Here is a 13,767-nt window from a genome sequence, read left to right as displayed (position 1 = left end):
TTGTATTATAAAATAGATTTGAATGAATAAAGGCAAGATTATAGTCGCCGGAATCGGCCCCGGTAGCGAGGCCGATATAACGCCTGCGGTTTTGGCCGCTATCCAAAGCTCGGATGTCATCATAGGATATAAATATTATTTCCGTTTTATCACCCACTTGCTTCGTGAGGGAACGGAATGTATAGATACAGGTATGAAACGTGAGCAAGCTCGTGCCGAGCAAGCTTTCGCTTATGCCAACGAGGGAAAGACGGTTTGCGTGATCAGTTCCGGTGACGCCGGTATTTATGGCATGACTCCTCTGATTTATGAGATGAAGAAAGAATCCGGAAGCGAGATCGAGATCGAGTCGTATCCGGGCATCAGCGCTTTCCAGAAAGCTGCGTCCTTGCTTGGCGCTCCTATCGGACATGATTTCTGTGTGATTTCCCTCTCAGACTTGATGACTCCTTGGGAACTGATCGAGAAACGGATTCACGCGGCGGCCATGGCCGATTTTGTTACGGCGATCTATAATCCAAAAAGCGAGGGACGTTATTGGCAACTCTATCGTTTAAAAGAATTGTTCCTGCAAGAACGCAAGCCGGAGACTCCGGTCGGTTATGTACGTCAGGCCGGACGGGAGGAGCAAGAAGTATTCGTCACTACGCTCGCAGATCTGGACCCCGAGCAGATCGATATGTTTACGGTAGTCTTGATCGGAAACTCACAAACATATCTTTCCGGGAATCATATGATCACTCCCCGGGGATATTATGGCGAGATCAAACAAAAGAAAATGGATACGGGTATCGGACAGGACATCATGATCCGTAGTTTCCGTACGATCGAGAAGGAATTGAAAAACCAAGAGATCCCGTTGGATAAGAAATGGGCGTTACTCCATGCCATTCATACGACGGCCGATTTCGATATGGAAAATATCCTTTATGCCGACCCGGATGCTGTCTCTACATTATATAATAAGATCAGCGGCGGGGAAGTTCCTACGATCATCACCGATGTCACGATGGCTGCTTCCGGCATTCGTAAGGGAGCTCTGCAACGTCTGGGTGTCGAAGTGAAATGCTACCTTCAAGACGAGCGGGTCGCTGAGATGGCTTCGAGCAAAGGAATTACCCGTACTCAAGCCGGTATTCGTCGGGCCGTGGAAGAGCATCCGACCGCTCTGTTTGTCTTCGGGAACGCCCCGACCGCCCTTATGGAATTATGCGATTTAATACGTAAAGGTAAAGCCACTCCAGCTGGCATTATCGCGGCTCCGGTAGGTTTCGTACATGTGCAGGAATCCAAACATATGGTGAAACCTTTTATCGGTATACCGAAACTAATCGTGGAAGGTCGTAAAGGAGGTAGTAATTTAGCGGCTACGCTAGTGAATGCCATCCTTTGTTTTAATGACGCAGAACAATTAAAGCCGGGAAGAGACGTATGAACCGATTTTATGTCATAGGGCTGGATGATAATATGCGGCAATACTTTCCGCCGGAGATATTGGAGATAATCTCGTCCCACCGGGTGTTCTCCGGAGGCGTGCGGCATCATGAGATCGTACGTTCGCTCTTGCCCGAGAAAGCGGACTGGATCGATATAAAAGTCCCGTTGGACGAGGTCTTCGATCGCTATCGTTCGTACGACGGTCGGGAAAGCATCGTTGTATTCGCTTCCGGAGATCCTTTGTTTTTCGGATTCGCCGTTACGATTCAAAACCGATTGCCGGATGCGCAAATCCGCCTGTACCCGTCATTTAATTCCTTGCAACTCTTGGCACAAAATCTATTGATGCCTTACCACGATATGCGGATCGTCTCCCTTACCGGACGGCCTTGGCACGAGTTCGATCGTGCCTTGATCGAAAGTGCGTCTAAGATAGGCGTGCTCACGGATCGGGAACATACGCCTACGACTATCGCTCGCCGGATGCTGGAATACGGCTATGATAATTATACCATGTTCGTGGGAGAACGGTTAGGAAATACCGAACGGCAGAGCATCCGCCAATTCAGTATACAAGCCGCGGCAATGAATAATTTCGTTCATCCGAATTGCTTGATTCTCCGGAAAGAGCGTGACGGGCATTCCCGTAAGTTCGGCCTGCCGGATTTCGCGTTCGAGCATTTGAGCGGGCGGGAGAAGATGATAACCAAAATGCCGATCCGTTTGTTATCTTTAAGCATGCTGGATCTGAGAAACCGGGAACGTTTTTGGGATATCGGCTTTTGCACGGGTTCTGTCTCGATAGAGGCTAAATTGCTGTTCCCGCATTTGCATATCACGAGTTTTGAGATCCGGGAAGAGGGACGAAAGTTAATGACTGAGAATTGCCGTCGTTTTGGGACTCCGGGTATCGAGGCTATAATCGGAGATTTCTTATCGGTGGATTTATCAGCGTTGGAGGCTCCGGATGCAATCTTTATCGGCGGACATGGCGGGAAATTAGTGGAGATCCTTATGGTAGTTTCCAAAAAGATGAAAGAGAGCGGTGTCATCGTCTTCAACTCCGTATCCGACGAAAGCAAAGCGCTTTTAGAGGAAGCGGTCCGCCAAACCGGTCTTCGGATATCCGCCCAAACCCGTATCACGATTGATGATTTTAATACGATTACCGTGAATGTTATTTATAAATTATGAGTACAATATCAATTATTCCAATATCCGATAGTAGCCGGGTGCTTGCTGAGCGAATTCTTGCTTCTTATCCCGAGGCGAAGATCTTACCATTCGGCTCTTTCTCAAAAGAGGTTTTTCACGAATCCAGTAGTTTGGTATTTATAGGAGCGATGGGAATTTGCGTACGCAGTATCGCTCCCTTCGCGGAAGATAAACATACCGATCCGGCCGTGGTTTGTATAGATAGTACCGGCAAATACGTGATTCCTGTCTTATCCGGACATATCGGTGGAGCGAACGATCTTTCCAAAGAGTTAGCGAACCTATTAGGAGCCGAAGCGATTATTACGACACAAAGCGACAACGCAAACCTATGGGCGCTCGATACATTAGGGAAGAAATACGATTGGACCTTGATCGTCAAAGATAGCAATGCCGCCATCTCCACTTTTGTCAATGGAAAACCGACAGCGCTACTCCTTGATATACGAGATAAAGGAACGGATTATTTGGAGCGTACGGTCCCGTCTCATGTCTCTATCTTTTATTCCTTCGAGGCGATACCGCAGCAAGACTATGAGTTATTGATGATCGTCAGTCCCCAACAATACGATACTTCCATCCCTACGATCACCTATATACCGAAAGTCCTCCACCTAGGAATGGGTTGCCGCAAGGATATGCAAGGCGATCCTACGGTCGTTTACGAACATATTAAAGATGTATTGCGTGATAAACGCCTATATCCGGAAGCTTTGGCGGATGTAAATACAATCGATTTAAAGAAATGCGAACCGGTGCTGACATTACTGGCTTATGGAGTTATGGAATGCCCTTTCCACACCTATACATCGGAGGAGCTGAAAGATATCCCGGTACCCAATCCCTCGGAGAAAGTACTGGAGGTAACCGAATCCCCAAGTGTATCGGAAGCTTCCGCCATTTATGCGGCTCATGGCGGTCCGCTTTTGGTCGAGAAGCAAAAAGCGGATTTAGGGAAAGGAAATGAATATACCTTTGCCGTAGCGTTAGATCGGACGGCCTGCCGCAAGGGACATATCGAGATCGTAGGAGCCGGTCCCGGCGATCCGGACTTGATCTCTATCCGCGGACGGCAAATGTTGGAGAAAGCGGATTTGATCCTGTATGCAGGAAGCCTCGTCCCGAAAGAACTTACCTTATGCGCGAAGGCAGGCGCTACGGTGCGAAGCTCGGCGGATATGAATCTGGAAGAACAGTTCGCGTTGATGAAAGAGTTTTATGATAAAGGATTGTTTGTCGTTCGTTTGCACACGGGCGATCCTTGCATCTATGGAGCTATTCAAGAGCAAATGAATTACTTTGATCAATACGGGATGGATTATCATATCACTCCGGGTATTTCCTCTTTCCAAGCCGCCGCCGCCGCTCTTTATTCCCAGTTCACGATTCCGGAGAAAGTACAAACGATCATCCTCACTCGTGGCGAAGGACGTACGCCCATGCCTGAGAAAGAGCAACTGCACAAACTGGCTCAAAGCCAAAGTACGATGTGTATCTTCTTAAGCGCCGGTGTCGTAGAGAAGGTCCAAGAGGAATTATCGCGACATTACGCTCCAACCACTCCGGTAGCCGCTTGCTATAAATTGACATGGAAAGACGAGCGGATCTACCGTGGGCAACTGAAAGATCTCGCGAAAATCGTAAAAGAGAATCATCTTACACTGACAACATTACTTGTCGTCGGGGATGCCATCGATAATCGCAAGGGTCTATCCCGCTTATATGCGGATGAATTCAAACATCTTTTCCGTAAGTAATGATACTGATCCTTGGAGGAACGACAGAAGGCCGTGTGGCTGTGCGGGTAGCGGACGAGGCAGCCGCTACCTATTACTATTCTACGAAAGGAACTTTGCAATCCATTGAATGCGCGCATGGAATCCGTTTGACCGGAGCCATGAATGCGGAGGAAATGGAGTGTTTTTGTCGTGACCACGCGATTAAGCTATTGATTGATGCGGCACACCCTTTCGCTCAAGTGTTACACCAAACGATCGAAAAAGTATCGAAATGTTTACAGATTCCGGTGATCCGTTACGAACGTCGGTATCCACCTCGTGATGAGGACTTGATTTGGTGCGATAGTTATGCAGACGCAATTCACCAAATGGAAAACAAAGGTATCCAACGGCTACTTGCCCTCAGTGGCGTGAACACCCTTGCCCCGCTCCGCCCTTATTGGCGATCGCATACCACTTGGTTCCGTATATTGGAGCGGGAGGAATCTTTGTCGTTGGCCGAGAAGCAGGGCTTCCCCCAAGAACGTCTGGTTTTCTATCGAGAAGGTGAGGATGAGTTAAAGTTGTTGGAGCAACTCCATCCGGATGCGATCTTGACAAAGGAAAGTGGTTTCTCCGGCTATTTTACGGATAAAGTGAACGCTGCCCGCCAATTCGGAATACCAGTATTTGTCGTGAAGCGTCCCGCATTACCGGAAACTTTCTACCGAGTGTATGGTGAAGACGGATTGCGCAAACAAATCGAACGCCTATTACCCGAATTCTTTCCCTTGAAAAGCGGATATACGACCGGAGCTTGTGCTACCGCCGCCGCAAAAGCCGCTTTATTGGCCTTATTATCAAGGAAGGAACAAACAGAAAGCCAGATAACATTACCCTCGGGAGAACAGATAACGTTGCCGGTAGCCTATACCGAATGGGCCGGGTGTTCCGCCACCTGTACCGTGATCAAGGAGTCTGGGGATGATCCGGACGTGACGAATCATAGCCGGATCCGGGTTACTGTTCAATTATCTCTCGATGCATCCGGTTGTGCCATCGCCGTGGCAGAGTCGTGCCACGGTGATGGCACAGCTGTGCCAAGCCGATGGCACAAGCGTGCCACGGTAATGGCACAAGAAGAATATTGTCAAGAAACAGAAAGCGACGATACGGGAAGAGTCATCTTCCAAGCAGGTGAAGGAGTCGGAACCGTGACCCTTCCGGGACTCGGCTTGAAAGTCGGCGGCCCGGCTATAAACGCCACGCCCCGTAAGATGATCCGGCAAGAGCTGATTCCACTCCTGCCCTCACCCGATTCCGTCGCTATTGTCACGGTCTCGGTTCCCGGTGGCGAGGAGTTGGCGAAACGTACCTTCAATCCGAAACTTGGAATTATCGGGGGAATCTCCATTATCGGGACATCCGGAATCGTGCGTCCTTTCTCATCGGACGCTTTTATCGCCTCGATACGGAAAGAAGCCAGTGTCGCCAAAGCGATAGGTTGCGAGACGTTGGTTATTAATTCCGGGGCGAAGAGTGAACGCTACCTTCGGAGCTTATACGCTTCTTTGCCTCCACAATCATTCGTCCATTATGGGAACTTTATCGGAGAGACGCTAAAGATCGCTGCCGATTTAGGTTTCAAGCAGGTTATCTTAGGTATCATGATCGGCAAGGCGGTGAAACTTGCGGAAGGTTTCCTGGATACACACAGCAAAAAAGTCGTCATGAACAAAGGCTTCCTTCAAGATGTAGCGAAAGAAGCAAAATGCGAGGAGGCGACCGTAGATGCAATCAATCGGATTACGTTGGCCCGTGAATTATGGGAGCTTCTTGCGGAAAAAGAACAAAATCGTTTCTTCCCATTACTTTTACAAAAATGTAAATCGTATTGCGCTCCTATCCTTCCCGACGGCGAACTAACCTTGCTGTTAATATCCGAAGAGGGCAAGGTCTTGTACCAATCTTAGCTGTAGAGACGCAGCGCGCACGCTACGTCTCTACACCCCCCAGACTGTAATAGCATTTCTTTTTAGCTGTTTATTCTTTTTTATTAGGGATTCTTTAAGAATACATATTAGGAGGATTTCGTACTTTTGCCCTCTAAATATTGATTAAAATAATGTTTAGATATCTTTTAATTTATATGGCCTGCCTTCTATTCGCCTTTTCCGTAAAGGCGCAAGGCATTTCCAATGACACGATTCCGAAAGAAGTGCTGATGCTGGATGGTAAGCCTATGACCGAAAAGCAAATACAACGTTATCATAAACAATTACATAAAGACTCCATACGGGCCAACAAAAGGATCTGGTGGTCTATCCTTGGCGGACCGTCTTACACGCCGGAAGCCTCCTTTGGCGTAGGTGGCGCGGTTTTGGCTAGCTTTCGCTTAAACAAGAATGATACGATATCCCAACGATCGTTTATCCCTGCGGGATTTAACATTACCTTAAACGGGACGTTCGTTTTTGCCGGTGCCGGTACCTTATTCTTCAACGAGAATCGCTTCCGTATTTATATCAGTTACGGTTATCGGAACGAACCTTCGCATTATTTCGGGAAAGGCTATGAGACGATCGAGCAAATCGAGAAGAGCGACTCGACAACGAAATTCCATAAGAGTTCTTTCCAACTATATCCCCGTTTCGTATGGGAAGTTAGGCCTCATTTATATACGGGTCCTCTTTTTGATATTAATTTCAGCAAATCAGATGATATCAACCCGGTGATGGCCGAAGATCCTTATTTCAATAAGTTCAAACGAGATTATGTCAATATCGGTGTCGGCGGCTTGATTCAATACGATACACGAAATGACGTGGCGACCCCAAGTTCCGGTATGTTACTAAGCGCGATCGCTAAAGTGTATGGAAAGTATTTAGGCGGTGCATATAATTATGAGATGTTCGAGTTAGAATACCGCCAATTCCAGCAAGTATTTCGTCCTCGTAGCACCTTGGCATGGATCGCCAAGACACAAATCGGTGTGGGAAACGTTCCTTTTACGGAGCTTCCTTCGTTTGGCTCTCCTTTCGATCTTCGCGGATACTATTGGGGCAAGTACCGTGACAAGACCATGGCGTATGGGATTCTGGAGTATCGTCATATGTTCGGCAGCGTGGAGAAATATAAGAGCGGTAATTTCTGGGCGAAGTGTGGTTTTGTTGGCTGGGTCGGCACGGGTACGATCGGAAACGCTCCTATCGTAGACTGGAATAAATGGAAGTTCAACTACGGCGTAGGCTTACGTATCCAAATGCAACCCGGCAAGAACTTCCGCCTAGACGTAGGCAAAGACCCGAACCAAAAAGGGATGGCGGTTTATATGAATATGACGGAAGCCTTCTAAAACCAGAAGGCTCCCGTCTACGATTTATGGAAGTATAACCTTGCGTTAAAATTATCGTTTAAAAGCCGGAAATATCTTAATATCGATTTTTTTCACTAAGTTTGCGTCGTCGAAGGGGTGCCATACTATATGGGCTGAGATCATACCCTTACTACTTGATGCGGGTAATGCCGCCGTAAGAAAAACGAATGTTAGATGGATAAAAATGAAACGTACCGTTATCCGGTAGCTTTAACGATCGCGGGCTCTGATAGTGGCGGTGGTGCCGGAATACAAGCGGATATTAAGACTTTTTCCTCGCTGGGGGTTTTTGGAGCCTCGGCGATAACGGCTATAACCGCTCAAAACACACAGGGAGTGCGAGGGATCCAAGCGATCTCTCCCGAGATTTTGAGAGGACAAATCGAAGCTATTCTTGAGGATTTCATCGTAGATGCCGTAAAAATAGGGATGCTACATAACAAGGATGCCGTAAAGGTCGTATCTGAAACTTTACCTTCCTTCCAACAGACTTCTATCATTTTAGATCCAGTGATGATATCCACGAGCGGAAGTAAATTATTGGAGGATGACGCCATCCGAACCATCATGGATGAGTTGTTCCCTAAAGCGACACTGCTTACTCCGAATATTCCCGAGACGGAATATCTTTCCGGTATAAAAATCAATAACGAGGCGGATATCTTACTTGCCGCCCGGAAATTGCAGGAAAAAGGATGTAACGCTCTATTGATCAAGGGGGGGCATATTCCCGGAGTAGAAACGGTGGATCGGTTATTTATCAATGAGAATAATCCGATTTGTCTGGTCTCGCCAACAGTGGAGACCTTCAATACCCATGGAACGGGCTGTACGCTATCGTCCGCCATCGCCGCTTATATGGCACTCGGCCATTCATTGGTGGAAGCCGTACGATTAGCCAAGGAATATATGAATAACGCGCTCGTTCACGGGGCAAATGTATGCATGGGAAAAGGGCACGGACCTGTAAACCACTTCTTCTCACCCTCTGCCCTTCATAAAATCCGATGGAATCATGAATAAGCTGGTCGTAATTACTACACCTTATTTTTTCGCGGATGAAGCTTCTTTGATCGAACTTCTATTTGCGGAAGGAATGTCTCGTTTACATCTACGTAAACCGGATTGTAAACGTGATGAATTGGAGGGCTTATTGGATAACATCTCTCCGGCCTATTACGACAGGATCGTTCTTCATGATTGGTTTACCTTGGCAGAAGAAAGGGCTTTAGGAGGAGTCCATTTGAACAAGAGGAACCCGGAAGCTCCACCTTTATATAAAGGCAGTATAAGTCGTTCTTGCCATAGTCTGGAAGAGATTATCGAGTATAAACCGGTATGCGACTATGTATTCCTTAGCCCGATCTTTCAGAGTATATCCAAAGAAGGATATGGTAGCGGATTCCCCTTAGATGGATTGCGAAACGCGAAGGGCATCATCGATGATAAGGTGATTGCCTTGGGAGGAATCTGCCCGCAGACAATAACGAAATTAAAAGATATCCCCTTCGGCGGTGTCGCCGTTCTCGGAGCCCTTTGGGGAAACGATCCCTCCCTTCTAGTCGCGGATCAACTCATAAAACAATTCAAACGATTACAAGTATGGCCTTAAATTATTATTTCGGATATGATGAGAATGGAAGAGTCGGTCGGAGAACAACCGGATTACGCCCCCCTTTTGGTGGAAACAATCGCTTGATGTTTATAACGCATCGTACGCCTAAATATACGGAATGCGACGAGGTACGCATGGCAATCCAAGGAGGGTGCTCATGGATACAGTTGCGCATGAAGGATGGGATTTATGAGGATACCGTACGTACATGTGCCACTATCTGCGCGGAAGAATGTGAGCGAATCGTGGATTTCTGCGTAAACGATGATCTGGAGGCTGCCGTGACATGTGGCGCTACGGCTTGTCATCTGGGTAAGAATGATATGCCCTTGGATATCGCTTGGGAAGTACTGAAAGACAAGTTGGATTCCAATGCCATCTTCTATATCGGGGCTACGGCTAACACGTTCGAGGATATCCGGCTGGCCGTAGAACGAGGCGCCTCGTATATCGGACTAGGGCCGTATCGCTTTACGGGTACCAAGAAGAATTTGAGTCCCATCTTAGGTCTGGAAGGTTATCGTAAAATTATCGCTCAATGCAAGGAGGCTGGCATTGATATTCCTATCTTCGCGATAGGTGGTATTACGCTGGAAGACGTAGGCCCTTTGATGGAGACGGGTATAACCGGAATCGCTGTTTCGGGCGCGATTATCAATGCCCCCGATCCCGTGGAGGAAACCCGCCGGTTTATAGAGGAAATCAATAAGTACTAAACTAAATACATATGGCTACTAAAAAGAATATGCGTATTTCCTATCCGTCCTCGGAAAAGATTTATGTCCCGGGCGAGATCAATAAGATCAAGGTTGGTATGCGTAAGATTAAATTGTTGGACACGGTAACTTTGGATGAGCATGGAGAGCGAATCTTCAAGAAGAACAATCCGGTAATCGTTTACGATACGAGCGGCCCGTATTCCGATCCCAAGATATCGATTGATATCGCTAAAGGACTTCCTCGTATACGTGAGGAGTGGTACGGTAAGCGTAAAGATGTGGTTCAATTGCCGGAATTGACTTCCGCTTATGGCCGTGAGCGATTGGCGGACGCGAGTCTGAATTCCCTGCGTTTTCCCAAGCGATACTTGCCTTTCCGGGCTAAAGAGGGTAAGAATATCACCCAGATGTATTATGCGAAGAAGCGTATTATCACTCCGGAAATGGAGTACGTGGCGATTCGTGAGAACCAGCAAATCGAGGCTTTGGGACTGAAGTCGTATATCACGCCGGAGTTCGTCCGCAAGGAAATCGCCGCCGGTCGCGCGATCATCCCGGCGAATATCAATCACCCGGAAGCCGAGCCGATGATTATCGGTAAGAAGTTCTTGGTAAAGATCAATACCAATATCGGTAACTCCGCTCTTTCCTCCGGTATCGACGAGGAGATCGAGAAGGCGATATGGAGTTGTAAATGGGGCGGAGACACGTTGATGGATCTCTCTACCGGCGATAATATCCATGAGACGCGCGAGTGGATTATCCGTAACTGCCCGGTTCCGATGGGTACGGTTCCTATTTATCAAGCCTTGGAGAAGGTGAATGGTAAGGTAGAGGACCTTTCTTGGGAGATCTATCGGGATACGTTGATCGAGCAGGCGGAACAGGGCGTGGATTATTTCACGATCCATGCGGGTTTGTTGCGTAAACATGTGGAGCTGACGGCGACTCGCCTGACGGGGATTGTCTCCAGAGGCGGATCGATCATGGCTAAATGGATGCAGCTTCATGACGAGGAAAACTTCCTGTACACACATTTCGCCGAAATCTGCGAGATACTAAAGGCATATGACGTGGCGGTCTCTATCGGAGACGGGCTTCGTCCGGGTTCTATCTATGACGCGAACGATGCGGCACAATTCGCCGAGCTTCACACGATGGGAGAACTGACGAAAATAGCTTGGGAGCAGTTCGTACAAGTGATTATCGAAGGCCCGGGCCATGTTCCCATGAATAAGATTCATGAGAATATGAAGGAACAACAGTATGCCTGCCATGGAGCGCCGTTCTATACGTTGGGCCCGTTGACGACCGATATCGCTCCTGGATACGATCATATCACGTCGGCTATTGGTGGTGCGCAAATCGCTTGGCATGGGACGGCTATGATCTGCTATGTTACGCCGAAGGAACATTTGGGATTGCCGAATAAGGAAGACGTGCGTAATGGGGTGGTCGCTTATAAGATAGCGGCGCATGCCGCTGACTTGGCGAAAGGGCATCCCGGCGCTCAAGTACGTGATAACGCGTTGAGCAAGGCCCGTTTTGATTTCCGCTGGAAAGACCAGTTCAATTTGTCCTTGGACCCGGAAAGGGCTTTACAGTATTATAAGGAGAGTGCTGTTACGGATGGAGAGTACTGTACGATGTGCGGTCCTAATTTCTGCGCTATGCGGTTAAGTAAGGATTTGCAAGGTTGTAAATAAAATACTGTTTTGAGGGGATGAGACGGGGCATGCCCCGTCTCTACAATTGAGTGATTTGTCTTCCGCATTCGTAGCCTTCCTCATATAGTTCTTCCAGTTTCTTTGTGTCGCTTCCGGTACGGCCGACTTTAATTGGGTTTTGCGGACGGATGATGAAGGCTTTTCCTTCGGCCTCCAGTTGGTCTATGTAATCCAAGACCTCGTTGTACTGCCGGTATCGTAGTCGCAACTGTTCCCGGATCGCCGGGTATTTGTTATAAATAAAGCCGGGAAGGTAAAAATCTTTCTCTTCTTTCCGATAGCCTTTGTTACGGGTAAGGATGATGACGTTCTTGGAGAAGCCGTCGGCGATAGCCCGTCGGATAGGGATGGCATCGCATACGCCTCCGTCGACCATCGGTATCCCGTCTACATACGTAATTGGACAGAGGATCGGTAATGTGCAAGATGCTTTACAGATATCCACCAAACGTTTCTTATCTTTCTTCTCCTCGAAATATTCCGCTTTACCCGTCAAGCAATTGCTCGTGACCATAACGAACCGATCCTTGGACTTGAAATAGGTATCGTAATCCAACGGATAATACAAATCCGGATAGACATAAAACAAGAAATTCAGATCGATATATCCCCTCCCCCGTAAGAAATGACGAAGACCTATGTAATTATATTTCTTCAATAGGTCGATATTGCTAAAACGAGAGCGTCCCCGCTGGCGGGAAGCATACGAGATTCCGTTACTCGCGCCCGCCGATACTCCGATCGTATAAGGAAACCAAATATCATGATCCATAAAATAATCCAATACTCCCACCGTAAATATGGCACGCATTCCGCCACCTTCCAACACCAAACCTGTCTGACTATCTATTTCCATATATATACCTCTGAATTAAAAAAGCCATTGCTGGGTTCCCACCAAGCAATGGCCACAAAAATATAATAAATCAGCGATAAATAATAGTTCCTTTTTAGAATTTACTTGGTCACTTCGTTCACTAAGGGACGGCCTTCCTCGAAATCCTTGATGTTCCGCAAGGTAGTCTCGGCGATATTATGCAGAGCCTCTTTCGTGAAAAACGCCTGATGGGAAGTAACGATCACATTGTTGAACGAGAGCAGACGGGCCAAGACATCATCATCGATAATCTTATCCGATTTATCCTCGTAGAAATAGTCTCCCTCCTCCTCGTAGACATCCAATCCAGCGGCAGATACTTTCTTGGTCTTCAATCCCTCGATCAAGGCGTTGGTATGGATCAGTAACCCGCGTCCCGTATTGATAATCATTACGCCGTCTTTCATCTTGGCGATCGAATCGTCGTTGATCAGATAACGGGTCTGGTCGGTCAACGGGCAATGCAAGGAAATGATATCGGACTCTTTGTATAACTCGTCTAAAGAGACATAGGTGATCCCTTCCTCCTTGGCGAATTTCTCATCCGGATACAGGTCGTTTGCCAATACACGCATCCCCAATCCTTTTAAGATATGAATCAATATCTTGGCGATCTTTCCGGTACCGATAATACCGGCGGTCTTGCCATGCATATCAAATCCCATCAAGCCATTCAAGGAGAAGTTGCCATCTCTCGTACGCCAGTATGCCCGGTGTATCTTACGGTTTAACGATAACATCAAGGCCAACGTATATTCAGCGACCGCATAGGGTGAGTAGGCCGGTACGCGTACGACCGGTAATTTCCCCCTGGCGGCATTCAAATCCACATTATTAAAACCGGCGCAACGAAGCGCCAACAGTTTCACACCATTGGCAACCAAAGCGTCTATTACGGCGGCATCAGCCGTGTCGTTCACGAAAATACATACTGCGTCTACCCCTTGGGTTAAGACGACATTATTGATATTCAAATGTCCTTTATAGTAACGAATATCGAACTCATACCGCTCATTGATCTTATCGAAAGAAGCGATGTCGTAGGGTTTAGCACCAAAAAACGCAATCTTATACGCCATATAA

11 protein-coding genes and 1 riboswitch are annotated in these 13,767 nt (G+C 47.5%); of the genes, 9 read left to right on the top strand and 2 right to left on the bottom strand.

Annotation, left to right across the window (positions count from 1 at the left end):
- Positions 1-22: 22 nt before the first annotated feature.
- The 9 genes from cobJ to thiC all read left to right on the top strand — a co-directional run bounded on the left by cobJ (position 23) and on the right by thiC (position 11,786).
- Positions 23-1,435, top strand: coding sequence for a precorrin-3B C(17)-methyltransferase (gene cobJ / locus DW033_RS02470; RefSeq protein WP_005862324.1), 1,413 nt, complete (start codon positions 23-25; stop codon positions 1,433-1,435).
- Positions 1,432-2,631, top strand: a complete 1,200-nt coding sequence (locus DW033_RS02465; protein ID WP_005862325.1) for a bifunctional cobalt-precorrin-7 (C(5))-methyltransferase/cobalt-precorrin-6B (C(15))-methyltransferase — start codon at positions 1,432-1,434, stop codon at positions 2,629-2,631. The genes cobJ and DW033_RS02465 overlap by 4 nt, the downstream gene beginning before the upstream one ends.
- Positions 2,628-4,409, top strand: a complete 1,782-nt coding sequence (cobM, locus tag DW033_RS02460) for a precorrin-4 C(11)-methyltransferase (RefSeq protein WP_122382400.1) — start codon at positions 2,628-2,630, stop codon at positions 4,407-4,409. Before DW033_RS02465 ends, cobM begins: the two co-directional genes overlap by 4 nt.
- Positions 4,409-6,343, top strand: coding sequence for a cobalt-precorrin-5B (C(1))-methyltransferase CbiD (gene cbiD / locus DW033_RS02455; protein ID WP_121961126.1), 1,935 nt, complete (start codon positions 4,409-4,411; stop codon positions 6,341-6,343). The genes cobM and cbiD overlap by 1 nt, the downstream gene beginning before the upstream one ends.
- Before the next feature lie 152 nt (positions 6,344-6,495).
- A complete protein-coding gene (locus tag DW033_RS02450) occupies positions 6,496-7,725 on the top strand; it encodes a BamA/TamA family outer membrane protein (protein WP_005862328.1) in 1,230 nt (409 codons plus the stop codon).
- Between the two features lie 103 nt (positions 7,726-7,828).
- Positions 7,829-7,926: riboswitch (TPP riboswitch) on the top strand.
- The gene (gene thiD / locus DW033_RS02445) at positions 7,921-8,769 is read left to right on the top strand and encodes a bifunctional hydroxymethylpyrimidine kinase/phosphomethylpyrimidine kinase (protein ID WP_005862329.1); all 849 of its coding nucleotides are present in this window, start codon (positions 7,921-7,923) and stop codon (positions 8,767-8,769) included. (Overlaps the previous riboswitch by 6 nt.)
- Complete coding sequence (locus DW033_RS02440) at positions 8,762-9,358, top strand: thiamine phosphate synthase (RefSeq protein WP_005862330.1); 597 nt, start codon at positions 8,762-8,764, stop codon at positions 9,356-9,358. Before thiD ends, DW033_RS02440 begins: the two co-directional genes overlap by 8 nt.
- Positions 9,349-10,077 (top strand): thiamine phosphate synthase, encoded by a 729-nt coding sequence (locus DW033_RS02435; RefSeq protein WP_005862331.1) that lies wholly within the window; start codon positions 9,349-9,351, stop codon positions 10,075-10,077. The genes DW033_RS02440 and DW033_RS02435 overlap by 10 nt, the downstream gene beginning before the upstream one ends.
- An 11-nt stretch (positions 10,078-10,088) precedes the next feature.
- Positions 10,089-11,786, top strand: coding sequence for a phosphomethylpyrimidine synthase ThiC (gene thiC, locus DW033_RS02430; RefSeq protein WP_005862332.1), 1,698 nt, complete (start codon positions 10,089-10,091; stop codon positions 11,784-11,786).
- A gap of 40 nt (positions 11,787-11,826) precedes the next feature.
- Here thiC and DW033_RS02425 read toward each other — a convergent pair whose 3' ends face one another.
- Both DW033_RS02425 and DW033_RS02420 read right to left on the bottom strand, forming a co-directional pair.
- Positions 11,827-12,663: a patatin family protein gene (locus DW033_RS02425; RefSeq protein WP_048927287.1), complete on the bottom strand. Its 837-nt coding sequence runs from the start codon at positions 12,661-12,663 to the stop codon at positions 11,827-11,829.
- Positions 12,664-12,764: 101 nt separating this feature from the next.
- Positions 12,765-13,763, bottom strand: coding sequence for a 2-hydroxyacid dehydrogenase (locus DW033_RS02420; RefSeq protein WP_005862334.1), 999 nt, complete (start codon positions 13,761-13,763; stop codon positions 12,765-12,767).
- Positions 13,764-13,767 lie beyond the last annotated feature (4 nt).

The organism is Parabacteroides sp. AF39-10AC (assembly GCF_003635405.1).
In the GTDB taxonomy this organism is placed as follows: Bacteria; Bacteroidota; Bacteroidia; order Bacteroidales; family Tannerellaceae; genus Parabacteroides; species Parabacteroides distasonis.
The sequence above is the reverse complement of the archived record's forward strand: the minus strand, read 5'-3'. Positions and strand labels throughout refer to the sequence as shown.

What these genes read in the sequence shown, in the direction of transcription:
- cobJ (WP_005862324.1), top strand. Translation starts at nt 23, where the DNA reads ATGAATAAAGGCAAGATTATAGTCGCCGGAATCGGCCCCGGTAGCGAG.
- cobM (WP_122382400.1), top strand. Translation starts at nt 2,628, where the DNA reads ATGAGTACAATATCAATTATTCCAATATCCGATAGTAGCCGGGTGCTT.
- DW033_RS02440 (WP_005862330.1), top strand. Translation starts at nt 8,762, where the DNA reads ATGAATAAGCTGGTCGTAATTACTACACCTTATTTTTTCGCGGATGAA.
- DW033_RS02465 (WP_005862325.1), top strand. Translation starts at nt 1,432, where the DNA reads ATGAACCGATTTTATGTCATAGGGCTGGATGATAATATGCGGCAATAC.
- DW033_RS02425 (WP_048927287.1), bottom strand. Translation starts at nt 12,663, where the DNA reads ATGGAAATAGATAGTCAGACAGGTTTGGTGTTGGAAGGTGGCGGAATG.
- thiD (WP_005862329.1), top strand. Translation starts at nt 7,921, where the DNA reads ATGGATAAAAATGAAACGTACCGTTATCCGGTAGCTTTAACGATCGCG.
- DW033_RS02450 (WP_005862328.1), top strand. Translation starts at nt 6,496, where the DNA reads ATGTTTAGATATCTTTTAATTTATATGGCCTGCCTTCTATTCGCCTTT.
- DW033_RS02435 (WP_005862331.1), top strand. Translation starts at nt 9,349, where the DNA reads ATGGCCTTAAATTATTATTTCGGATATGATGAGAATGGAAGAGTCGGT.
- DW033_RS02420 (WP_005862334.1), bottom strand. Translation starts at nt 13,763, where the DNA reads ATGGCGTATAAGATTGCGTTTTTTGGTGCTAAACCCTACGACATCGCT.
- thiC (WP_005862332.1), top strand. Translation starts at nt 10,089, where the DNA reads ATGGCTACTAAAAAGAATATGCGTATTTCCTATCCGTCCTCGGAAAAG.
- cbiD (WP_121961126.1), top strand. Translation starts at nt 4,409, where the DNA reads ATGATACTGATCCTTGGAGGAACGACAGAAGGCCGTGTGGCTGTGCGG.